This window comes from Neptuniibacter caesariensis (assembly GCF_000153345.1).
Taxonomy (GTDB): Bacteria; Pseudomonadota; Gammaproteobacteria; order Pseudomonadales; family Balneatricaceae; genus Neptuniibacter; species Neptuniibacter caesariensis.
The window spans coordinates 717,611-741,377 of sequence record NZ_CH724125.1 but is presented as its reverse complement, the minus strand read 5'-3'; the positions used below and the strand labels follow the sequence as shown (position 1 = coordinate 741,377).

The following is a 23,767-nucleotide window of genomic DNA, read 5'->3' as shown; positions in this document are numbered from 1 at the left end:
TTTTTGCTAAAGCCAGCTCCACACCTGGATCATATTTATTAATTGAGCACCTGGCTGCAAATCAAATTCAGATCTGAGAAAGCACTCTACTTATAATCCAAACGATATCTGGTATCGTATAGAGGGTCGTTATTCTATACGATTTTACACTTTGTTGAGTAGCCATCTTCACTAAGGATTTATTATGAGCACAGTCGCTATTGACCAAAAAGTACCCTCTTTCACCGCACAAGCCACCAGTGAGGTGACTGTTAACCTTGATGATCTAGCGGGAAAAAATGTAGTGATCTACTTCTATCCAAAGGATAGTACGCCAGGCTGCACAACCGAAGGACAGAATTTCCGCGACAACATCGAGAAGTTCGAAGCAGCAAATACGGTAATTTTTGGCGTATCGCGTGATGGACTTCGCGCTCACGAAAATTTCAAAGCCAAGCAATCCTTCCCATTTGAACTGATCAGTGATCCTGACGAAGAGCTTTGTAAAATTTTTGATGTGATTAAGCTGAAGAAAAATTACGGTCGGGAATATATGGGGATTGACCGTTCGACCTTCCTTATCGACGCAGAAGGTATTTTACGGAAAGAATGGCGCACCGTTAAGGTAAAGGGGCACGTTGAAGAAGTTCTTGAGGCCGTTCAAAGCTTAAACGCGTAATTTAAGCCTGTACAATAAAGCGCCACCGTTATCCCTCTGGCGGCGCTTCTTTAAACTTATAACTGAAACTTCATAACCAACTGATTGAGTTCGTGCGCTTCTTTACGAATCAGATCTGTCGCTTCCACGACTTTCTCAGTATCTCGCTTAGTCTGCCCCGCTATATCAGAGATGTTTACGACCCGCTGGTCAATATCTGTGGCAACCGCCGACTGTTGTTCTGCAGCAGTGGATATCATGGTGTTCATTGACGAAATAGTATTCGTCGAACAGATAATCTGATCCAGTACAGACGCAGCGGAATTAGCCAGCTCACTACTTTTACCTGCAAGCTCTGTACTCTCGCCCATTGATGAAACGGCAGATTCTGCTTTGCTCTGCAGACGCTCAATAATATCCTGAATCTCCCGGGTAGATTGCTGAGTGCGCTGGGCTAAGGTTCTTACCTCATCTGCCACTACGGCAAACCCACGCCCCTGATCGCCAGCACGTGCAGCCTCGATTGCAGCATTCAAAGCAAGCAAATTAGTTTGCTCAGCAATACCCGTGATTACGGATGTGACATTACCAACTGCCTGGCTTTCCTCTTCTAATTCAGACAACATTGAAGCGGTTTCATTGAGCATGGTGACCATTTTTTGCGCTTCAGACTCTGATCTACCCACGACAGTGCCACCGTCTTTCGCGTGCCCATCAGTTTCCTGAGCAGCCAGTTCGGCTTCCTGAGCATTATTAGCAACCTCCTGAACAGTTGCACTCATCTCTGTCATTGCAGCCGCAACCAGCTCGATATCCTCATACTGCCGCCCAACGCCCATACTGGCATCAGACGTTGCCTTAACAACATTGCTAACATGGATCTCCGTATTCTTCGCAACCGTCTGGACGGTTTGAAGCAGCTGTCCCACGTGATCCAACATATTATTGTACGCGAGGAACATTTGGCCGATCTCATTATCGGTATGAGTAATATTAAAGCGATGCGAGAAGTTTCCTTCACCCACCTCACTCATACGGGCATTCAAGCGGCGGATATTATCCATTAAGATCCGCAAACCAAAGATACGCCCAAACACCACCAGCAAGAGAATTCCCAGCACACAAACTAAAGCGATCATTAGCTGCTGCATGTTGGTATCACTGGCCTTGTTGGTCATCATCACAACCGCTTTATTCATCTCTTTCAGAACAACAGGCGACTGTTTCATTATATCTAGCGTTGTACTTTCTGAGGGTTGAGTAATGTGCGATTCGATAACCCCCTTGTAGGTTGCCCACAAGGTTTCTACATGCTGCATCTGCTTGAGAATTTCAGAGTCTTTAATTGCATTCATGCCTAACTCTTCATTACCCAGCATGATTTTCTTATGCGATGACTCAAAGAGCTCCATTGTTTTCTTGAGCGTTGATTGCTGTTCAACCTGAGCCGCAACCAGTAATGCCTCTTTAGCAATTTTCTGGCTCAGCATTCGCTGCCGTCCAGCCATATTTATCGTTTGCGGGTTGATCGCCATACTGAAATAGAGGCTAATACCAGAAGAAGCGGCAAGGAGGAAAATCAGCGCATATGACAGGGTGAACTGGCTGTTAATCGTCTTACAGCCTAAGGTACGTAAGGTTTTGTCTATCAGGTTAGATATGGCGTTTATCATATCCCCTCCTTGGTTAAGTATGAGCGGTGAGGCTTTCCGACCGATTACCCGCTTTGATCGGGCCATTCTAATGCACTGATCAGCAAGGAAAATTGCTCAGCATCAAGTTTTGCTAGATTTAATGTAGAAATAAAACATCATTTGAATAATAAAAAAGCCCCTGAACAGGGGCTTTTAGTATTGAAAGTAAAAAAGGTTATTCGTGGGTTACAACCGCGACACGAATAGAATCCATCTTAAGGGCGGCATCATCTAATGCATCATGAAGCCGCGCTTCCTGCTGGATCAATGCATCAATCTCATCCTGACGTATATTCGGGTTTACTTTTGAAAGCGCTACCAGCCTTTCTTTCTCAATCTGGTACTCATCGGTAACCTGCTGTCTTGCCTGATTCAACAGCTCCACTTCGAGATCAACGACCTGGTTTTCCATTTGGGTAGCCAGTTGCCCAATCTCCTCTCTGGTATGTTTGACCAGATTGTAAGCAACACTTTTACCGACTCGCTTACCCAATGAAGCGAAGTGTTGCTCGGTGATAACACCTGTAAGATCGTTGCCATTACTATCCAGGACTTTACGAACGCACGCTTCCGGAAGGAAGCACTGCAGGTTCAGGCTTGAATCAGAAATAGACTGAATTCTGAAAATAGCCTCTACCAATAAGCTTCCGGCCTTCAACGGCAATAACTTCATTGTACACAGTGTTGAACTACCGTAACTTCCCTCAAGCATCATCTCCATCGAACCTGAGACCATTGGGTGCTCCCAACTCAGGAACTGCATATCTTCTCTGGAGAGGGCTTCACTACGCTGGAAGGTAGCCGTCATTCCATCTTCAGGAAGGCCAGGAAAATGCGCGTTCAGCATGTGATCGCCAGGATGAAGAACCACACCGGCTAAACCTGTAGTTTCCTGTTCCACACCAAAATGATCAAAAATCCGTCCCATATAGGAAGCTAGCTGAGAACTATTGCTATCCTCTTCCAAGGCTTCCATTAGCACTTCTGCTTTCTCTGGTTTACAGGAATTAAGCTCCAACAGACGGTCGCGTCCTTCTTGTAATTCAGCCAATAATTCCTGCTGCGCAAGTGACGTATCAGTGATTAATGATGCGACTGCAGCGGTATCTTCAGGGGCTTCCATACACTGATGAAGCTCAGCCGCAAACTTCTGCATCATTGCCTGACCAGTAGGACAGACCTGCTGGAACGCACTTAAGCCTTCCGCATACCACTTGAGCAGCACTTCCTGAGCACTTCCGGTGAAGAAAGGCACATGGATATTGACATCTCGTACCTGACCGATACGATCCAGTCGCCCTATGCGCTGCTCCAGAAGATCGGGGTTCAACGGTAGATCGAACATCACCATATGATGAGCAAACTGGAAATTGCGCCCCTCGCTACCTATTTCTGAGCAGATAAGAAGCTGTGCTCCTTCCTCTGGGTCAGCAAAATAAGCCGCAGCTCTGTCACGCTCTAACAGACTCATTCCTTCATGGAAAAGAGCAGTACGCTTACCCTCAAACAAACGCAGCTGCTTTTCCAGGGTGATGGCGGTTTGCGCATGCGCGCAAATGATCAGGACTTTGTCATTACGGTGGTCTTCTAACCACTTAATAATCCAGTCAGCCCGGTTATCCTCCAGCAACCATGCAGAGCCTACACCATCAGCAATCAGTGTCTCTGGGTGAAGCTGCTTTTCCATGCTGGCTTCAGCCATTTGTTCTCTATAAGCGGCAGGCATTTCCAATGGATAAGTGGTCAGCACACGCTCGGGGAAGCCCTGAACGCTGTCTCGGGTGTTACGGAACAAGACACGTCCTGTACCATGCTGATCCAACAAGTTATTAACTGTTTTCTCTATCAACAGAGCCTGCTGCTCAGGCTCCTCATCCAGATGCTGCTCCAGCTCCACAGCCGCCTGATCGCCCAGATAACGATGTAACAGATCCGTAAATACTTTATCAGAAAGCGCTTCTTGCCAATTCTCAGGCTGCTGTAACTGTTCTATGAGTTGATTAACACATTTGAAGTCTTTCTCTTCCTGCACAAACTTTTCCAGATCGTAATAACGATCCGGATCTAGCAAGCGAAGTCGCGCAAAGTGGCTCTCGATGCCCAGCTGTTCAGGAGTTGCTGTCAGTAATAGCAGACCTGCTGTATCTAAAGCTAACTGTTCTATACAGCGATAGCTGTGACTAGCACCCTCTTCACTCCAACCAAGATGATGCGCTTCATCGACGATAAGAAGGTCCCAACCCGCTTCCTTGGCCTGTTCCAGATGTTTGTCATCACGCGTGAAAAGAGAGAGTGGCGACAAGACCAATTGAGCCGACTCAAAAGGGTTACCCTCTGCATCGGCACAACGCCCTTCATCGATAATGGAGAATAAAAGATTAAAGCGACGCAACATCTCAACAAGCCATTGATGAATCAGGCTATCTGGGACAACAATTAGCGCTCGTTTGGTCAACCCCAGAATGAGCTGCTGATGAAGAATCAGCCCCGCCTCAATCGTTTTACCTAAGCCTACCTCATCGGCCAGCAGGACACGCGGCGCTGAGCGCTTGCCTACTTCAGAAGCGATATAAAACTGATGAGGTAAAAATTGCACCCTTGGCCCCATAAGACCATAAGCTGCTGAATTACGATGTTGATGCTGGAACTTGACCGTCTCCTGACGAAGCTCAAAATCTCTTAACTTATCGATCTGCCCAGCGAATAAGCGTTCATATGGCTTACTGAAGTGCACAGCACTCTCAAGCGAAGCTTCATGAATTATCTGTTCGCGTTCCTGATCATCTAAGCCGATATAGATAACACATCCCTTGCTTTCCTCGTGCTCAGTGACGGTGATAGTTAAACCTTCATCATCACGAATCTGATCACCTATCGGATAAACAATACGACTTAAAGGTGCGTTATTCTGAGCGTAAGTTCGCTCTTCACCCGTCGCAGGGAAAAGGATAGTTACTCGACGATTTAACAGTTCAGTAACTACCCCCAAACCAAGCTCTGCCTCAGTATAGCTGTACCAGCGCTGGCCTATCTGGAATTCTTCGGTCATTAATCTTTCGCTTAGTCGATCAAAAAAGAGCTGCGCATAATAGGGACTTATAAGATGAAAGCCAAACCCTTTTACCGTTATTTTTTATCCCAGGAAGCGCTATCACGTTTATAACCAATCTAGCTGGTTATGCACTAAGGAAACTGCGCACAAGCACATTGCGAAACCACGAGACTTACTCGCATGTTCCTTAATCTTCTGTAAATATTAGTTGGGGTTATACTGATCGCAAGCTACAAAGCCCGATTAAATTGAGTAGCCGTGGCAAACCATTAAAAATGGAGTTGGTGGAGGAAAGGTAATGAATCGATTATGGATAGCTTTCTGCATGAGTATCTTCCTGGCTGGTTGTGCCGGAACCTCCGAAAAACCCAGACAGAACCTTAATATCGAATCCTCATCGACGGTAACGCAAAGACTTCTGGCACAACATAATGAGTGGCAAGGTACACCTTATAAGCTCGGTGGAAATAGCAAGGGCGGCGTAGATTGTTCTGGCTTCACCCAAATCACTTTTGCCCAACGCTTTAACCGCTCCCTGCCCAGAACGACAGCCCATCAGGTCAGCCTAGGCACAGCCGTAAGCAAGCACTCATTAAAACCTGGAGATTTAGTCTTTTTTAAAACGGGTGGCAATAAGCAACGCCATGTAGGCATCTATCTTGAAGATGATATATTTCTGCATGCATCAACCAGCCGCGGCGTTATGCTCAGTAAACTCAGTAATCCCTATTGGGCTAAACACTACTGGACTGCACGAAGAGTGCCTTTGGAGTAATGATCGCTAGTCTCCGCCGCAACCTCCCCCACAGCCGGAATCGGAGCTTGAATCGCCGCCACAACCGCCACTGCATCCACCGCCACACCCTATATGGCTGGCGCAGTAACCATTGTCTTGTAGCGCCTTGCAATCCAACTTGTAGTTAAAGCCATCATCTATCTTGAGTTCAGAATCTAAAGCAAACAGCAGGGGTAGACGATTAGGCTTGTGTGGATCAATCCCTTCCCGCTGACAGGATAAACGCCAGGCACGCTTAATCCCCTCTTGGGCATCTGTTGGGCTTCGCATCGCTTCAGCAGGGGTATGATGGAGAAACCTTCCCAAAGCATGCTTACAAAACGCCTCGTAATGACGGGTAAAAAGAATAAATTCATGCCAGGCAAGGTCCACTACCTGTGAAGGCATCGCCACCATTCGCTTTCGCGCCATCAGCGATATCTGAAAGTATTCTCTCAGCCCAATGATTACCCTATCAACATCCTGCTCTGTCAGATGTGGATATCGTTTCTTAATTGCTTCATTGAGCCGATTTGGAAAACGGTAGGAATCGATAAGCTTGATTCTGTGGCGAAACTTATTGCGGCGCAGATAGAAAAACAGTACCAAAATCAGAATGGCAAGCATTAGAAAAGCCAGAATCGATCCCACTTTAAATCTCCTATTAAGGAACCTACGAACAAGTCCGATGCGCCTCAGGCTTACAGAGCAAATGAAGCGCGAGGCAATAATTACAGTCATGCTGGTTGCCTGGCGAAAATTATTAACAAAGCGATTCGTTTACTCTGTAAGCCCCATAGGGTGGGCTTTAAAACGGCCATCTGCTTTGTCAGTCAGTTTGAAAAGGTCCAGACATTTCGCGGCACTGCCTTTCTCGCATATGGACGTTCTACAGCCCACTGAGAAAGCATTAGACTTATTCGCAGGTTCCTTATGTTGGCAATGGGGGAAGGGTTGCTTTTATTTATCGGTAAAGCAACCCTGAACCGCTATTCACTGATAATTTCAGCCAACTTTTCTACGATGTGCTCTCCGATGGGTATCGCAGAAGTTGCCGCAGGAGAAGGTGCATTGCATACAGCAAGGGAGCGACTTGTCGACATAAATAAAAAGTCATCCACGATATCACCGTTTTCCGATACAGCTTGCGCTCGGATCCCCGCTGGGTAAGGTTGCATATCCTCGGAATCGAGGGTCGGGCAATACTTCTGCACCAATTTGAGGTAACCCGATTTAGAAATTGAATTCTTAAGTTCAGCCATGCTCGCTTTGAAATGCCGTAACAAAAGCTTGATCATGCCCGGATAAGCCAACATCTCCAGACTATCTTTGATACTGATATCCGTCTTCCGATAACCTTCACGCTTAAACGCTAGAACCGCATTCGGTCCAACGGTCACCGTGCCATCTATCATCCGCGTTAGATGTACGCCTAAAAATGGCAGATCCGGGTCAGGAAAGGGGTAGATAAGATGATTAACTATCTGGTTATGCTTCGCTGACAGAAGGTAGTATTCTCCGCGAAAGGGGATAATTCGGAAATCCGGCTCAAGCCCTAGCATCTTCACAATTCGATCAGACTGAAGACCTGCACAGCTAATAAGATAACGCCCGTGAAAGCGCCCTTTATCTGTATAGAGAGTCACCCGATCAAAGAATTCTTCAATCTTATCTACGCGGGTATTAAAGCGAACAACGCCTCCCTGAGACTCAACTAACTCGCCCATTTTCTCAGTTATTTTCGTAAACGAAACAATACCGGTAGACGGGACGAAGATAGCGCCCACGCCCGTAACATTAGGCTCTCTTTCGGTTAACTGCTTCTGATCAAGCACCTCGATCTCGAGCTCGTTTTCAGCACAACGCTCAATTAACCCCTGCATCCTTTCTAATTCAGTTGCATTGGTTGCGACCAAGAGCTTGCCACACTCGTCGAATGGGATATCGTGTTCAAGGCAAAACGCCTTAGTCGCCCGATTACCCGCTTTGCAGAACTTTGCTTTCAAACTACCTGGCTTGTAATAAACACCCGCATGGATAACGCCTGAGTTATGCCCTGTCTGATGTTGAGCTGCAGACGATTCCTTCTCGACGACCAGAACCGTTTTATCCGGATATTTTTTCTGTAGCTGCCAGGCAGTAGACATCCCAAGGATGCCTCCGCCAATGACGACAAAATCATAAATGGTGTGATGTTCAGATTTAGTCACTAAAACTAACCTTCTCTACTGTTATGCGGTCTCAGAATTTCTTCGGCTAAGCCAGAAAATTACCGCAAATGCTAACATAGCCAGCAGATTTATCATCAGTTCACCATGAGGCCACAGCAATGCCATGGCTGTAACTCCGCACAACGCTCGACTTATAAGGTTCAAGCGCCCTTCCAGATAGCCCTCCATAAAACCAACAAATCCATATAAACCAAACACGGCAAAAATGAAGATGCTCAATACTTCTAAAGGCTCACCACCAATGAAATTGGTATACGCAAATAACAGTGGCACGATATAAAGGCCTTTAGCCACTTTCCAGGCGGTGAAACCTGTCGCCATTGGCGGTGTTTTAGCAATTGCGGCTGCGGCAAAAGCAGTCAGGCAAACAGGCGGTGTAACGTTAGAGTCCTGCGAGAGCCAGAAAATAATCATATGCGCCGAGAGGAGAATCATCGCCAGGGTTTCTGGTGCTAGCGCCTGCTCAAGAAGTTGTCCCTTGAAATCCGCAGGGACCAGACTCAGCAGCGCCTGGGCATCTGCCGGCGCCATCGGGGCTGATAGCAAAGCGACCTTTTCCATATCCACCAGCATAAAGATCGTTTTGGCTGCCTCAGGCAACTGACCTGCAACCATCAGATCCAGAAGACGACTTTCTGCCATCAGTCCATAAAGCGCGGGAGCCGACAGCGTCGCAAGCACGATATAGGCTGCGGTTACCGGCAAGCCCATACCTAAAATTAAAGACGCGAGCGCCACCAGCACCAAGGTAATGAGCAAACTACCGCCCGCCCAGTCAGTAACCATCAGTGAAAAGGTATTACCGATACCCGTCATTGCGACTACATTGACTACCAGCCCAACTGAGATCAGCAGCATAGCCGTGGTAGCCATGTTCTTCGATCCCTGTGCTAACGCATCCAGAATCTCCTTAATACCCATTGGATTCTTGGATAACCAGGAAGAGACGATGACAGAGATGATTGAAATACCTGCTGCATAGGTTGGCGTAAAACCGTAAATAAGCAGCGCGACCAGCACAACCAGCGGTAATAAGAAATGCCACCCACCTCGGAAAACCTCACCTATAGGGCGCGTATCCAATTCAACGGCGTGCGCATGGCTACGCTTAGCCTCGACCCTGACAAAGAAACCAACGGAGAGGAAATAAAGCAGAGCCGGTAAAGCGGCAATCGAAATGATGTCCAGATAGGAGATCTGAGTATAGGAAGCCATAATAAAGGCCCCTGCCCCCATAACAGGCGGCATCAACTGACCACCGGTTGAAGCGGCTGCCTCAACACCCGCCGAGAAACGTGCCGGGAAGCCTGCTTTCCTCATTAACGGAATTGTAATAACACCCGTTGAAACGGTATTCGCAACCGACGAACCTGATACCGAACCCATCAAACCGGAGCCGAGCACAGCAACAAAACCTGGCCCCCCGACGAATCGGCCAGCGGCACATCGAGACAGCTCAATGATAAAATCACCCGCACCGGATTTTACAAGGAATGCCCCAAAGAGAATAAACATGAAAACATAAGTCCATGAAATTCGGGCGATTTGGCCAAACATTCCCTCAGATGAGAAATATGAACGATATAGAAGGGTTTCCAGGCTTAATCCAGCAAAACCGAAAATTCCGTCAATATACTTACCCCACCAAAATACATAAGTCAGGGCGACCAGAATCAAACAAGGTATGAACCATCCTGTTGTGCGTCTGGCCATTTCCAGCGCAATAAATATTGCACAAACAGAAAACACCCAATCCCACTGGGCAAATTTCACCCCACGATCATAGAGAGCATCTTCAAAACCAATCAGATAGAGCGCACAGACAATCGCGGCAATACCCAGAAGCAGATCTAACACCAGAGCCAAGCTCTTTTGAGCTCGATTACCACCTTTGAACATTGGCACCATCAAAGCGCACATCAGGGCAAAACCGCCAAAATGGATGGCCGATACATATAACTCAGACCAGGTGCCGAGCGTATTGAAATAGATATGAGCCAACGCAAACACAACACCTATCCAGTAGATAAGCTTGCCGGTTGTTGATTGTTCAGAACGCTGGGCGAGTTCCAGTCCCTTCAGTTTTTCACTGACTTCATGATCGGTGACTGTATTTTCAGTAGACATAAGTGCTTTGCTCAATTGATCGATGGCGCTTGCCAATTCTGATAGAGAAAGAAAAGGAGGTGCAGACTAGGTCTCGCTGGTAACCCAGCCCGCACCCGGAGGAACATGAAACAAGAAGGGAGTTAATGCTCTGACTGTAGCTCAGCAACAAAGTTCCCTATTATCTCAGTCCTCGTTGATAGAGAATTACTTCGCCATCAGGTGTGCAGGAATATTAATGCCCTGCTCTTTGTAGTAACGCGCCGCACCTGGGTGAAGCGGAACAGGCAGACCTGCAATGGCTTTCTCTAGCGCCATTGCTTTAGTCGCTTTATGGATACCGTTCAGGAATGGCAGATTTTCATATACCGTCTTAGTCAGCAGGTATACATCTTCTTCGCTGATATCATCACGTACAGCCAGGAAGTTTGGTTGCGCCATTGTTTGAATATCTTTGGTCTGACCAGGGTAAGTATTTGCCGGAATGGTATAACGAGTCCAAAGCTTATAGCTGCCGTTCGCCTCTTTGATCTGTTCATCGGTAAAATTCAGAACTGTGATATCACTTCCCAGTGCAGCATAGGCGCGAGTGATAGCTGATGTAGGTACACCCGATGGGATGTTCATGCCGTCAATCGTGCCATTCTGTAGCGCATCTGCTGATGCACCATAGCCCATATGTGCCAGGTTAAAGCCATCAACATTAACCTTCAGGTTACCCAGAATCGTACGGCCGGAACCCTCGGTACCTGAGTTTTTCTTACCGATTGAGAATTTTTTGCCTGCGAAGCCATTAATATCGTCGATTGAACCTGATTTAACATAGTCAGATTTCACAACGAACTGCTCTACGTTCTGCCACAGCATGGTCACTGAACGCAGGCCTTTCTGAGCGCCTTTCTCTTTAAGACGACCTTCGCCATTCCAGGCCCACGCACCATATAAGCCCTGAAGAATTGCAAACTGTGCTTCATTCTCGCCTAGCAGTTTGACGTTCTCGCCTGAACCTGCAGAGTTAATCGCAGACATAGAAATTTTGTGTTTAGGCTCTAGCTTTACTTTTGTCAGCGTCGCCAGTGCTACACCTACCGGATAGTAAGTACCACCCGTAGAAGCTGTTGCCAGAATATAAGAACGCTTTTCCGCCGCCTGAGCCAGACCCGCTGTGCCCATTGCTGCGCTCATTGCCAGCGCCAATCCCATACCTTTGATAAAAGTGCGTTTTGTTATTGTCATCCTCTTACCCTTCTTTAAGTGAGGTTTATTTTTTTAGTAACCCTCTCTCTAGAGCAAGCAGGATGCCAATCTACAACAAAAACAAAAAATCTATATTTTTCAGAATGTTATAAAGATCAGCATAATTCAAAAATGAAATAATGAGCAAAAAACCGCTTATCCACATACAAAAAGCATAAGCAAGAATTTGCCTATTCAGGGTTTTTCTTACATTTCATCAGATACAAACAGCAAGAAATGCTGAGCAAAATATGAATAAATCATCGAAACAGGCCAATAGGCAAAAAAATGCCTATTGAGCACAACATGATGGCTAGTCAGTATAATCAGCACGGTTTAAGCCGTACTTAGCCATTTTCTGATTTAAAGTACGGCGCGGAAGATCGAGCTGATCCATGACGGCTTTAATATTCCCTTTATGTTCTTGCAGAGAGAGTCTGAGGACTTCCTCTTCAAATCGTGCGACCTGAACTGCCAGGGGCTGACCGGACTCTGCTGTTATTGCCGAACTCGAAAGCTGGCTCTCCTGGGGAAACAAAATGTCAGCAACACTTAACCGCTTATCTAATGCGTAGCGCATAGCGATATTCTTTAGCTCACGAACATTACCCGGCCACTGGTACCCCTGTAATGTTCTAATATCCTGTTCCGGGAAATGACGCTGCTCTTTATGGTGGTCCTCAGACGTCATCCTCACATAGTGTTCAAACAGCAGCGGAACATCTTCTATTCGATCCCTGAGCGGAGGAATATGCAGTTGCGATACATTTAAGCGATAAAACAGATCTTCTCGAAACCGCTCCTCTTCTCTAAGATCGGTTTTTGCCGCAGCAATCACACGAAGATCAACCGGAATGGGCTGATTGCCTCCTAAGCGCTCAATCACACCCTCCTGAAGCGCCCTTAACAGTTTGATCTGCAGGTTAAGCGGCATGCTTTCGATCTCATCGAGGAAGAGCGTGCCGCCACTCGCATATTCAAACTTACCAATCCGGCGCTTAGCCGCACCGGTAAAAGCGCCGGCCTCATGCCCAAACAGCTCGCTTTCAATCAGCGATTCAGGTATTGCTCCACAGTTGATCGGCACAAAGTGGGCCTTATTTCTGTTACTGTACTCATGCAAAGACTGGGCAACGAGCTCTTTACCTGTTCCCGTTTCACCATAGATGATGACATTCGTGTCCATCTCAGCCAGATTCAGAATCTCTTTTTTCAGACGCTGAATAGACGCTGACATACCAATCAATCGACTATCAATACCACTCGATGAAGCCAGATGCTGTTGTAACTTCAAATTTTCGAGCATCAAACGCCTTTTCTCACAGGCACGCTGAATAGTCTCTACTAAACGCTCCGGGTTAAAAGGTTTCTCTATGAAATCATAAGCCCCCTGGCGCATTGCATTGATAGCCATATCCACATCACCATGCCCCGTAACCAGAACAACAGGCAAACCAGGCACACGGGATACAACCTCATCCAATAGCGCCAAACCGTCCATTTCTGGCATTTTCACATCGCTGACGACGATTCCTGAAAAAGCCTCATCAATATAGGTCAGCGCCTGAATCGCACTATCGCACTCAATAACTTCAAATCCGGCCAACTGTAACCATTTCTGAGTCGATTTACGCACCATTGACTCGTCGTCAACTAAGAGCACTGTGCCGCGATTATCTATTGGCAGGGTGTCGATACTTTTCAAAGCCGAATTTCCTGTTATTTACTCTGGGGTAAAATGACGCGGAAGCATGCCCCGCCACCGGTCTGATTTTCAGCAGAGATCTCACCATTCAGATCTCTGACAATCGATCGAACAATCGATAAGCCTAAACCAAGCCCATCACCTATAGATTTTGAGGTTACGAAAGGCTCAAACAAGTCTGGCAGTAGGTCCATGTCAATTCCAGGCCCGCTATCCACTACCGTCACCCGAACCTTATCATCAACCGCATCAACCTGAATGGCGATTTGTTTATGATCGAAACCCTGCATAGCATCAAGCGCATTTTTAATAAGATTTAGCAGGACTTGCTCAAGTCGGGCGCTATCTCCCAGGACATAAACAGTCGGCTCAGGAAGATCCAGATCAACTTGAAAACCATCATCAATGAAACGTTGCCTGAACAGATGCAAGGCATTATTGACCGCCATCTGCACTGATACTTTTTCCATCTGCTCTGGCTTACGGTACGCAAATGTCTTCAATTGCGAAGTTATTTGAGCCATACGCTGGGTTAGTTCATCAACTTCGGTCAAGCTCTCAGAAAGCATTTCGGGCTGCTGCAACATCTGTCGGCAGATCGCCACATAGTTGCGAATAGCAGTAAGGGGCTGGTTTAACTCATGAACAACCGCGGTAGACATACGCCCGATAGCGGCCATTTTACCTGCCTGGACCAGTTCATCTTGCGCTTCCTGCAGAGCCTGGGTTCGCTCCTCAACCTTATGCTCCAGTGATTCATTTGCGCGTTTTAATTGTAGTTCTAGCCCCTTACGCCGAGAGATATCAATAATTGTCACAAGGTACTGTCGTTCAACAAGCGCCAGCATTTGACGAATTGAAAGCATAATGGGGAATTCGGTTCCATCTCCTCTAACCGCAACGGCTTCAAAACCTATAAGCGGGGAAAAGCCTTTATGGTCTAGGCGGGAGAGTAATCTTTGAATAGGAGAAACGCCTTCAGACGATAACAGGTCCAGTAAAGGCTTATGCATGAGCAAAGGCGCAGAGGCAGCAAACTGCTGCAGGGCCATCTCATTGGCAAATGTAATACAGCCTTTGCTATCAATAAGCAGTAAGCCAACCTGAGCGTTATTGATAATCGCTTTTTGTTGAGCTTCACTCGCCGCCAAGGCTTCGCGGGTTTCATTTTGCGAACGAATTTTTAGCTGCCGCTCGCGGAACAGGAGAACCATCAACCCTAATGCAATACACCCCCCGAAAGAGAATAATGATGCATTCCGCACATTACGCTGAACAACGTCCAGGTCTTGCAAAAGCGTGACTCGCCATTGCAGATCATCTAATGAAACACCACGCACCAGCCAGTTACCCTCACTCTGCTCCCAAAGCTCGGTCGTTATACCGTCTGTCAGATTCTCCTGACGTGACTTGATCTGTGTACCCAGTTGAGAAAACCTCTGAAAAGGGCCTGTAGAAAAGAAAAGCTGATCATTTTCGTCGCTAAGCAGCACAACACCAAAGGATCGCAGCTGGCTTATTAACTTTTCCAGTTCAATCCTGACAACCGCTACCCCGGTAAAACGTTTACCATCATAGATAGGGGAAGATAAAAAATATGCCGGGCTTTGACTCTCCGCATTAAGACTAAATTGGCGGCCCCGATGGCCCGCCAAAGCTTGGCGATAATAATCCTGATCCTGATGAAGACGGAGAAAGAAATCCCGCTCATCACGCCAATGGCTATAGGCAATGGGCTTGCCATGGGCATTCAATACAAATAACGATGACGAACCGGCAACCAGATTGGTCTGCTCAAGATAAAGACTAACTTCATCTCCTTTAGATTCTGTAAATCCCAACATCAACTCTTTGACATCGGTATCCTGAGAGATAAGAAAAGGCAGGTAACGATATTGATCCAATGCTCCCCTTAACTGAGTAATCACTTTGAGCAGTTCATCGGAACCCTGCTGATGAAGCGTTCTTAACGTCCAGTCACGCGTTAGCGTCACCACCTGCCAAGTCGTAGCAAGAGTGAAGATAATGTAGAGCAAAATAATGAATACACGCCGGCTCATAGCAGTATCAACTTAGACAAGAAGAGTCTTTAGCCTCTATTAAACAGCCTCAGCTGTCCAGTCGAAGCTATCTGCCTTGCCATCTTTGACCGTTTGATACCAACCCGGAGCATCGATGACATCACCAATTTCATCCAGCGGTGGATAGGCCAGCCCATTGCTTCGGCAGTACCCGGCCAGATCTCTATTACCCCATTCAAAGAGTGTTCGGGATATCTCTTGATCAGATAGCCTTACCTGATCGTACATGCCTGCTTTTAAACGTTGATGTTGCGCTTCAACAAGAATTATTCCCGCTGCTGTAGACACATTTAAGGAACTAACCATCCCCATCATCGGAATCACCACATGCGCATCCGACATCTGCGCAGCAACATCGCTAACACCTTGCTTTTCAGCCCCCATTAACAACGCACAGGGTTGTGTAAAATCAAACTCCCGATAATCAATCGCTTTATCCGAGAAATGGGCAGCAACAACTTTCATTCCTTGCTGCCTTACCACAGAGATAGCATTTTCTACCGATTCATGGGCACGGCTCTTAACATAATAGTCACTGCCTTTAGCCGTCCCTCGGTAAGTCCGATACCCCTCTTTAGGTACCACCGTGTGGATGCTATGAATGCCCACCGCGTCACAATTACGCACTAACGCAGATAGATTTCGCGGTTTATTTACCTGATCGGCAATTAATGAGAGGTCAGGCTGACGACGACGCAGCACATTGAGTAATTTTTCTGTTCTTTCCGGGGTCATAGGCGTAAAAAGCAATAATTTTAACGCGGGAACAGTAACAGAGTTTTTATCTCTGTGTAATAATACGCCACCTTGTTTTTACTGAATAACGCCAGAATCAAACCATGACCGACTTGCCAGCCATTATCGCCTATCAAGGCGTTCCGGGAGCATACTCCCATTTATCTTGCCGCAAAGCACACCCTGAGCTTGAAGCTCGTGCTTGTTCTACCTTTGCGGAAGCGATGTTTATGGTTGAGGGTGGTGAAGCGCGATTGGCTATGATTCCGCTAGAGAATTCTACTGCTGGTCGCGTGGAAGAGATCTATCGGCTGATGCCAAAAACTGAACTGCATATTGTTGGCGAGCACTTCGAACCTGTGAATCACTGCTTACTGGCAGCAAAAGGCAGTAAAGTAGAAGAGATAAGTGTCGTTGCATCTCATCCACAGGCGCTTGCTCAATGTGACGGCAATATCAGGCAGTTAAACATCCAGCCTATCGCAAGCTTGGATACCGCGGGAGCCGCAGAGTCCCTTAGCAATGCTCCTCAACAAGGGCACGCAGCGATCGCATCAAGCCTGGCAGCAGAACTGTACGATCTCGAGATTTTACGTGACAACTTTCAGGATAAAAGTGGCAATACAACACGTTTCTTGATTCTCGCACGTGACAGCCATATTCCTCAGTTGGTTAACGATGCTCGTTTTATGACATCTATCATGTTCACTGTTCGCAACATTCCGGCTGCACTGTATAAGGCGCTTGGCGGTTTTTCCACCAATGGCGTTAACATGCTAAAGCTGGAGAGCTATATGGCATCAGATAGCATGACGGCAACCAGCTTCCATCTTGATGTGGAAGGTCACCCGGATCAAAAAGCGATGAAGTACGCCCTTCAGGAATTAGATTTCTTCGCAAAAGATGTCCGCATAATGGGCACTTACCCTTGGCATCCCTTCCGCACACAAGCGAATCAGATCATAGAGTAACCACCCTCTAACGCTACTCCTATGCATTGCCGGGTGAATTAATAACCCCGGCAATCATATTGATACCGCAGCATAGACTCACCGAAAGTATTGTTAACACATTGTAATATAGAACCAAAGTCCAATGTTGCGGCGCACAATTTAAAACCATACTGAGAGTGCAATTGACGCTTACTTGCTACCAAGGACATGTGGTAGTTCTGAGCTCATCTGCATCCCATCTTCAACTCTGGCCTCGCCATGAGTTAACGCATTTTTCAGCCCCTCTTTGAGGGGCTTTTTTTGTGGCTGTAACCAAAAAGTAATAAAATATTTTCACTATTGACTTGCTGTCTCCATAATAATTAATCATCATATATGGAAATCCGTATATATGAACAAAACAGTGACACCCACTGAGTTTTTTAAATCCCTGTCAGATGAGACCCGTTTAAACCTCATCTTACTGGTTAAACATCATCAGGAACTCTGCGTCTGTGAATTTACGGATCTGCTCACTTTGAGCCAACCCAAAATTTCGCGACATCTGGCCTTGCTTCGCAGCAACTGCATACTTAGCGATCACCGTAAAGGTAAATGGGTCTACTATCGCATAAATCAGGATCTTCCCGATTGGTGCCTAGAAGTAATAGACCTGACCTTCATGCGTAATCGTGAACTCATTGAGCCAATGCTTAGTCGGCCTGTCGCAGCAATAAACTGTAATGAGTGATCGCAATGACTATTAAAATTGGCATCAATGGTTTTGGCCGAATGGGAAGACTGGCCATGCGTGCGGCATGGGAATGGCCTGAATTTGAATTCATCCAAATCAATGACCCACAAGGCGACGCAGCCACCCTGGCTCACCTAATTAACTTTGACTCAGTTCATGGTACATGGGGTCATGAAGCCACTGCCGATGAAGGCATGATGCTAATTGGCGACAAGCAGATCTCTGTAAGCCGCAATGAAAAAATCGAAGACACCGATTGGTCTCAGTGTGATTTAGTGATTGAAGCTAGTGGCGTTATGAAAAAGAAAGCCCTTCTTCAAAGCTATCTGGATCAGGGTGTTAAACACGTTGTGGTTACGGCGCCAGTGAAAGAGGAAGGTGTTCTCAACATGGTGATGGGCATCAACCACCACCTTTACGAACCAGGTAAATACCCGATCGTTACGGCTGCATCCTGCACAACCAACTGCCTGGCACCTGTCGTTAAAGTTGTCCATGAGAAGCTTGGAATTAAGCATGGCTCAATGACGACAATCCACGACATTACCAACACTCAAACCATTCTGGATGCACCGCATAAAGATCTACGTCGGGCAAGAGCATGCGGGATGAGCCTGATCCCAACCACGACTGGATCGGCAAAAGCAATTACACAAATATTCCCAGAACTAACCGGCAAACTGAATGGCCATGCCGTTCGCATACCTCTGGCCAATGCCTCCTTAACGGATATGGTGTTTGAGCTTGAACGCGCAACGACAGTGGATGAAGTCAACCAACTCTTTGCCGAAGCAGCTGCGAATGAACTTCACGGCATACTTGGCTATGAAGAGCGCCCTCTAGTCTCTATCGATTATCGTACTGACCCACGCTCCAGCATTGTAGACGCGTTATCAACGATGGTGGTAAACGGAACTCAGCTAAAAATTTATGCTTGGTATGACAACGAATGGGGGTATGTAAACCGCACCGTTGAACTGGCAAAATTCGTTGCTATCGATTCTGTAAAATGAGTTCGTTAAACTCTCAGGCCCTTAGGCAGTACCTGTTAGTTACCGGTAACTATTGGGCCTTCACTTTGACGGATGGAGCACTACGTATGTTAGTCGTGCTCCACTTTCATCAGCTAGGCTATAACGCCTTAAGCATCGCACTGCTATTCCTCTTCTACGAATTTTTCGGTGTTGTCACCAATCTTGTTGGCGGCTGGCTTGGCGCCCGAATTGGTTTGAACCGGACCATGAATATCGGCCTGGGACTTCAGGTCATTGCGCTACTAATGCTAACGCTGCCTACAGAGTATCTATCCATTGCCTGGGTTATGGCCGCGCAGGCTTTTTCCGGTATTGCAAAAGACCTGAATAAAATGAGCGCAAAAAGCTCAATAAAATCACTCGTTAGTAGTGATGCTCAGGGGACCCTTTACAAATGGATAGCCATACTGACAGGGTCCAAGAACGCCTTAAAAGGGGTTGGTTTTTTTATGGGCGGCCTGCTTCTCAATTTGCTAGGCTTCCAGGGAGCGATGTGGTTTATGCTAGCTGGGCTATGCATAGTACTAGGTTGCAGTTTAATCCTGCTCAAGAAAGACCTCGGTGTAGCGAGTACTAAACCAAAGTTCACAGAGATTTTTTCAAAAAATCGGTCGATAAATATTCTCTCTGCAGCTCGCATGTTCCTCTTTGCCTCACGCGATGTGTGGTTCGTTGTTGCCCTACCCGTTTTTATCAGCAAAGAACTGAACTGGGATCACTGGCAGGTAGGAAGCTTTATGGCAGCCTGGGTAATCGCCTACGGATTTGTCCAATCCATTGCACCCATGATCACAGGAAAAAAATCTGGCAAAACGCCTGATGGTTTCAGCGCTCTGATTTGGGCCAGCTTACTGTGCAGTATTCCGCTGCTCATTGCACAGGGCTTAGACTCGCAATGGATTCTGCTCGGAGGCTTAGGGATATTCGGCGCTATATTTGCTATTAATAGCTCGTTGCACAGCTATCTTATTGTTAGTTACGCCCGCAATGAAGGCACTTCGCTGGATGTAGGCTTCTACTATATGGCTAACGCAATGGGGCGCCTGGTCGGCACCATACTCTCCGGCGCCGTATTCCAGCTTTGGGGGCTTGAAGCCTGCCTGTACATATCCTCGATCATGATATTTTTGACCGTATTGATATCCATCGCTTTGCCGAGACACACCCAGCTGGTAGGTTATTAAAAATACGGAATAGAAAAGGCAATCTGTTGCAGCTTCAGCGGCTGCTTGTTGCCTTTTTTCAACCAGAGACACTCCCGAACCACCCCATCTTATTGATTTAAATAAATTTTATTTGTTGGCATCTGATTTGCTTATCTGCAATCCAACTACAAATAAGCAAGGGACTTCTGTTCGTGACTACAATCAGTACTATCAGCCAAGGCACAACATCACAGGCTTCACAAACGAGCGCAAACACAACCATTAGTTCTGATAGCACGAGCACTGAACAGCAGAGTGACAAAGAAGTACGACGACTGGCTCTGTCGGAGCGAGCACAAAAAATTCAGAAATTGAACGAAGAGTTCTTCCAAGGCGGTCCACGTAGCGTTCAAATCACTCCTGAGTTTATCCAACGCCTGGAAGAGTATGGCTTTCTAAAGACTTCGGAAGCCGATTCATTTCTCTCTCAATTGCAGAACAACCCTACATCATCAGAAGGAACACTAGGCGAACTGAGTGACTTCATCGATAGCTATTTGGCTAATTCGGAAAATCAGAACGAAAGCCTTGCTGAAATACTCAACAAAGCGAAATCAATTATTAACAACCTTGATGGCTCTAACCCTTCATCTTTAGCCCTTGATATTAAAACGACCAGCGCAGAACTCACACAGTTTTTAAACTCGGAAGAAGGCAAACAGCTTTCTGAGAGCGATAAAAGCCAGTTCGAACAGCTTAACATGGCGTTAAAAATTGCCGATAAGCTTGAGCCGGAAAATCTATCCTCAGCAAAAGTTAACCAGTACCTTCAGGTTATGGGGCAAGGTTGATCAAACCGCTTAATTTCAAAGGCTTTGAGAGGGCCAGGTCTCGCACCGCATTAAAACGGTTGTTTAATATATTAACTTATATTCTGTAGGGAAAAAGGATAAAATTAGTGGTCTACTAAACCGACCGGGAGTTCGCATGCAGGCCGAAGCTAAAGTCTCAGATTACTGTGACTTGTTTTTAGCGCTTACCGAACCGCGTACCCAAACAGATCTAAACGAAGCTTTGATGGCAACCTGCCTGGTTCTGTTTCCCGACCATAATTTCTGGCTCTACGATTATCGAGAGATCGACCATACCAGCTGTAAACTTGTCGACTCAGAACAGAACGAACATCGCGCACTTTTACCTGATGAAGTTCTGGAAAATATTACCCACACCGAGCATGCGGACCGAATCCGATTCACCCGCAAGGGTGATTTTTCATATTATGGGTTTAGCATTCTCCACTCCTTAAGTGGCGTCCTTATTACCAACTGGCCTGAAGATAATCCCCTTCTCCATGATGTTCTTATCAAACTGGTAGGTGTTTATGCGAATCAGCGTTTTTTCATGTTCTCAGCGCTAAACGATGCGCTAACGGGTTTAAGTAATCGCCAGGCATTTGATCAACAAATAAACAATCTGTTATTTGAAAATAACGAGATAAAACGCCGCTCAAGTGACTGCGAATTAAATAACTGGTGTTTTGCCCTATTAGACATTGATCACTTTAAACAAGTAAACGATGACTACGGACACCTGTTTGGAGATGAAGTACTCCTTATCTTTTCACAGCTGATGCAAAAAACATTTCGTGATGGGGATCTACTTTTCCGTTATGGAGGGGAAGAGTTTGCTGTCGCACTAAAAGATGTCTCGCTTGAATCCGCTGTTAAGGTTTTAGATCGCTTTCGCAATGTCGTCTCAAATGCAGAATTTCCACAACTAGGGCAAGTTACGGTCAGTATTGGCGTAACAAGTATAGAAGATGGGCTATCAACGCCACTATTAATCGATAGAGCCGATCAGGCACTTTATTTTGCGAAAGAACATGGGCGAAATCAGGTTCACTCATTTGAAGCACTGGCCGGCTCAGGTTACGTACAGCTCAATAACACCCATGAAGGTGATATTGAGCTGTTTTAATGCTTAATTAAACTCTCTCACTGATTAAGCCATCTGCATCATTGGCTTGCAAAATTTCTAACACATTGCCGAACTCAACAGCACGCTCCTCATCCGAGAGCGCCTCGTTATAATAGTTAGCTAACAAACCGTCCAACTCCTCCAGGGCCTCCCCGTCTGTAATGAGGCTGAGTTGTGAAAATGGATCGCTTGCACTTTTTTATGGAGGAGCCAAACCCACCAGATCACCATCTCTTTTGTATAAAAGCCAGATTCATTCAATGGGGAACCTGCGAATAAGTCTTGGATTATTTAACCTCGCATATAACTAAATAGAATTTTAAATTCCAAATCAATACAAAAAAGACCTAAAAACATTTTATTTATCTCGACTAAAGTAGTATCTTCTCCGCCCTACTAGGATAACGGGTCAGATCCCTGTCATCCGATATTCCCAATATTGAAACCATTACCCTGGTCTCCAATAGGATCTAGCAAATGAACAACTCCAACCCTATTGCGCTCATACCTTTAGCGCTGTTTTTAGCCCTGTTTATTGGCAGCGGCATCTATTATCAATCCCAAGGCACCGAATTCGCCTTCTACCAGATCTCAGCGCCGGTAGCGATTATCCCAGCGGTCGTTCTCTCTTTGATGCTATGCAAAGGTTCACTGAATGAGCGTCTCGAAATCTTTATCAAGGGCATAGGTGATCAGACTATCATTACGATGGTGATTGTATTTTTGCTTGCAGGCGCCTTCGCCTCCGTTGTAAAAGCGATTGGAGGCGTTGATGCAACCGTTAACCTCGGCTTGAACTACATCCCTGAATGGCTGCTACTACCAGGTATTTTTGCAATTGCCGCTTTTATTGCCACTTCAATGGGCACATCTATGGGGACCATTGCTGCTGTGGCCCCCGTTGCGGTTGGTATAACTGAAGCAAGCGACCTTCCCCTCCTGCTGACAGTTGGGGCCGTAGTCGGAGGCGCAATGTTTGGCGATAACCTATCAATTATTTCTGATACCACCATCGCCGCAACACGTACCCAAGGGTGCGAAATGAAAGACAAGTTTCGCCTGAACCTTTTAATTGCGCTGCCTGCAGCACTGGCAACTATGTTGCTTCTTGCTTTCCAGAGCAGTTCCACTGGTGTATCAGAACAAAGCTATGAGCTGATCAAAGTGCTTCCCTATCTGACTGTATTGATTCTGGCTATTGCCGGAATGAATGTAATGCTGGTTTTACTGATAGGCATACTGTTAGCCGGAACCGTTGGCTTTATCAGCAATCCTGAGTACAACGTAGCCATGCTTTCGAAGCAGATTTATGACGGCTACACAGGCATGCAGGAGATTATGATTCTTTCTATGCTGATCGGAGGCCTTGGAGCCCTGATTAAGCATCAGGGAGGGCTAGACTTCATTGCCAGAACAATAGAGAAACTGACAGGCAAAAATAGCGGCAAAAAAGCAGGCGAATTTAGTATTGCAGCAAGTGTTGCTGCCACCAACTTATGTACAGCCAACAATACCGTATCTATCGTTATAGCTGGATCATTGGCAAAAGATATTGCGCAAAGATACGGCGTTAACGCTAAGCGATCTGCCAGCCTAATGGATATTTTCTCCTGTGTCGTACAGGGCATTATCCCCTGGGGTGCTCAGATTCTACTCGCGTCATCTATCGCTAA

General features: G+C 46.4%; 18 protein-coding genes. 9 read left to right on the top strand and 9 right to left on the bottom strand.

Features of this window, described 5'->3' with window-relative positions; all coding sequences use genetic code 11:
• Positions 1–184 precede the first annotated feature (184 nt).
• Positions 185–658, top strand: coding sequence for a peroxiredoxin (locus MED92_RS03645; protein WP_007020136.1), 474 nt, complete (start codon positions 185–187; stop codon positions 656–658).
• Positions 659–714: 56 nt separating this feature from the next.
• On the opposite strand, the gene MED92_RS03640 is transcribed toward MED92_RS03645, so the two are convergent.
• Together MED92_RS03640 and rapA are read right to left on the bottom strand one after the other, a co-directional pair.
• Positions 715–2,310 (bottom strand): methyl-accepting chemotaxis protein, encoded by a 1,596-nt coding sequence (locus MED92_RS03640; RefSeq protein ID WP_007020134.1) that lies wholly within the window; start codon positions 2,308–2,310, stop codon positions 715–717.
• A gap of 196 nt (positions 2,311–2,506) precedes the next feature.
• Complete coding sequence (gene rapA / locus MED92_RS03635) at positions 2,507–5,380, bottom strand: RNA polymerase-associated protein RapA (RefSeq protein WP_007020133.1); 2,874 nt, start codon at positions 5,378–5,380, stop codon at positions 2,507–2,509.
• Positions 5,381–5,681: 301 nt separating this feature from the next.
• Here rapA and MED92_RS03630 point away from each other — a divergent pair, with 301 nt between their 5' ends.
• Positions 5,682–6,158 carry an NlpC/P60 family protein gene (locus MED92_RS03630; protein ID WP_040661516.1) on the top strand — a complete coding sequence of 159 codons (477 nt, stop codon included), beginning with the start codon at positions 5,682–5,684 and terminating at the stop codon, positions 6,156–6,158.
• Between the two features lie 6 nt (positions 6,159–6,164).
• Here the strand turns inward: MED92_RS03630 and MED92_RS03625 are convergent, their stop codons facing one another.
• The 7 genes from MED92_RS03625 to trmH all read right to left on the bottom strand — a co-directional run bounded on the left by MED92_RS03625 (position 6,165) and on the right by trmH (position 16,252).
• Positions 6,165–6,809, bottom strand: a complete 645-nt coding sequence (locus tag MED92_RS03625) for a glycine-rich domain-containing protein (protein ID WP_007020131.1) — start codon at positions 6,807–6,809, stop codon at positions 6,165–6,167.
• Between the two features lie 338 nt (positions 6,810–7,147).
• The gene (lhgO, locus tag MED92_RS03615; protein WP_040662015.1) at positions 7,148–8,344 is read right to left on the bottom strand and encodes an L-2-hydroxyglutarate oxidase; all 1,197 of its coding nucleotides are present in this window, start codon (positions 8,342–8,344) and stop codon (positions 7,148–7,150) included.
• A gap of 45 nt (positions 8,345–8,389) precedes the next feature.
• Positions 8,390–10,516, bottom strand: a complete 2,127-nt coding sequence (locus MED92_RS03610) for a TRAP transporter permease (protein ID WP_007020129.1) — start codon at positions 10,514–10,516, stop codon at positions 8,390–8,392.
• Positions 10,517–10,702: 186 nt separating this feature from the next.
• Positions 10,703–11,731 (bottom strand): TAXI family TRAP transporter solute-binding subunit, encoded by a 1,029-nt coding sequence (locus MED92_RS03605; RefSeq protein WP_007020128.1) that lies wholly within the window; start codon positions 11,729–11,731, stop codon positions 10,703–10,705.
• Between the two features lie 313 nt (positions 11,732–12,044).
• Entirely contained in the window at positions 12,045–13,436 is a 1,392-nt protein-coding gene (locus MED92_RS03600) for a sigma-54-dependent transcriptional regulator (protein ID WP_007020127.1), read from the bottom strand.
• A 14-nt stretch (positions 13,437–13,450) separates the two neighbouring features.
• Entirely contained in the window at positions 13,451–15,496 is a 2,046-nt protein-coding gene (locus MED92_RS03595; protein ID WP_007020126.1) for an ATP-binding protein, read from the bottom strand.
• 39 nt (positions 15,497–15,535) lie between these two features.
• Positions 15,536–16,252: a tRNA (guanosine(18)-2'-O)-methyltransferase TrmH gene (gene trmH, locus MED92_RS03590; protein ID WP_007020125.1), complete on the bottom strand. Its 717-nt coding sequence runs from the start codon at positions 16,250–16,252 to the stop codon at positions 15,536–15,538.
• Positions 16,253–16,356: 104 nt separating this feature from the next.
• Here trmH and MED92_RS03585 point away from each other — a divergent pair, with 104 nt between their 5' ends.
• From MED92_RS03585 to MED92_RS03555, 7 genes are all read left to right on the top strand, one after another.
• A complete protein-coding gene (locus MED92_RS03585; protein ID WP_007020124.1) occupies positions 16,357–17,223 on the top strand; it encodes a prephenate dehydratase in 867 nt (288 codons plus the stop codon).
• 373 nt (positions 17,224–17,596) lie between these two features.
• On the top strand, positions 17,597–17,935 hold the full coding sequence (locus MED92_RS03580) for a metalloregulator ArsR/SmtB family transcription factor (RefSeq protein ID WP_007020122.1): 339 nt from the start codon (positions 17,597–17,599) through the stop codon (positions 17,933–17,935).
• A 5-nt stretch (positions 17,936–17,940) separates the two neighbouring features.
• Positions 17,941–18,951 (top strand): ArsJ-associated glyceraldehyde-3-phosphate dehydrogenase, encoded by a 1,011-nt coding sequence (locus MED92_RS03575; RefSeq protein WP_007020121.1) that lies wholly within the window; start codon positions 17,941–17,943, stop codon positions 18,949–18,951.
• The gene (gene arsJ / locus MED92_RS03570; protein ID WP_040661509.1) at positions 18,948–20,156 is read left to right on the top strand and encodes an organoarsenical effux MFS transporter ArsJ; all 1,209 of its coding nucleotides are present in this window, start codon (positions 18,948–18,950) and stop codon (positions 20,154–20,156) included. The genes MED92_RS03575 and arsJ overlap by 4 nt, the downstream gene beginning before the upstream one ends.
• A gap of 173 nt (positions 20,157–20,329) precedes the next feature.
• A complete protein-coding gene (locus MED92_RS03565) occupies positions 20,330–20,968 on the top strand; it encodes a hypothetical protein (RefSeq protein WP_007020119.1) in 639 nt (212 codons plus the stop codon).
• A 136-nt stretch (positions 20,969–21,104) separates the two neighbouring features.
• Complete coding sequence (locus tag MED92_RS18385; protein ID WP_007020118.1) at positions 21,105–22,094, top strand: GGDEF domain-containing protein; 990 nt, start codon at positions 21,105–21,107, stop codon at positions 22,092–22,094.
• A 477-nt stretch (positions 22,095–22,571) separates the two neighbouring features.
• Positions 22,572–23,767, top strand: a 1,196-nt coding sequence (locus MED92_RS03555) for a Na+/H+ antiporter NhaC family protein (protein ID WP_007020116.1), incomplete at its 3' end; no start/stop codon positions are given.

Excerpts from the sequence above, each read along its gene's own strand:
- MED92_RS03640 (WP_007020134.1), bottom strand. The coding sequence starts at position 2,310 with ATGATAAACGCCATATCTAACCTGATAGACAAAACCTTACGTACCTTA.
- MED92_RS03595 (WP_007020126.1), bottom strand. The coding sequence starts at position 15,496 with ATGAGCCGGCGTGTATTCATTATTTTGCTCTACATTATCTTCACTCTT.
- MED92_RS03605 (WP_007020128.1), bottom strand. The coding sequence starts at position 11,731 with ATGACAATAACAAAACGCACTTTTATCAAAGGTATGGGATTGGCGCTG.
- MED92_RS03585 (WP_007020124.1), top strand. The coding sequence starts at position 16,357 with ATGACCGACTTGCCAGCCATTATCGCCTATCAAGGCGTTCCGGGAGCA.
- rapA (WP_007020133.1), bottom strand. The coding sequence starts at position 5,380 with ATGACCGAAGAATTCCAGATAGGCCAGCGCTGGTACAGCTATACTGAG.
- trmH (WP_007020125.1), bottom strand. The coding sequence starts at position 16,252 with ATGACCCCGGAAAGAACAGAAAAATTACTCAATGTGCTGCGTCGTCGT.
- MED92_RS03645 (WP_007020136.1), top strand. The coding sequence starts at position 185 with ATGAGCACAGTCGCTATTGACCAAAAAGTACCCTCTTTCACCGCACAA.
- MED92_RS03630 (WP_040661516.1), top strand. The coding sequence starts at position 5,682 with ATGAATCGATTATGGATAGCTTTCTGCATGAGTATCTTCCTGGCTGGT.
- MED92_RS03575 (WP_007020121.1), top strand. The coding sequence starts at position 17,941 with ATGACTATTAAAATTGGCATCAATGGTTTTGGCCGAATGGGAAGACTG.
- MED92_RS03580 (WP_007020122.1), top strand. The coding sequence starts at position 17,597 with ATGAACAAAACAGTGACACCCACTGAGTTTTTTAAATCCCTGTCAGAT.
- arsJ (WP_040661509.1), top strand. The coding sequence starts at position 18,948 with ATGAGTTCGTTAAACTCTCAGGCCCTTAGGCAGTACCTGTTAGTTACC.
- MED92_RS03610 (WP_007020129.1), bottom strand. The coding sequence starts at position 10,516 with ATGTCTACTGAAAATACAGTCACCGATCATGAAGTCAGTGAAAAACTG.
- MED92_RS18385 (WP_007020118.1), top strand. The coding sequence starts at position 21,105 with ATGCAGGCCGAAGCTAAAGTCTCAGATTACTGTGACTTGTTTTTAGCG.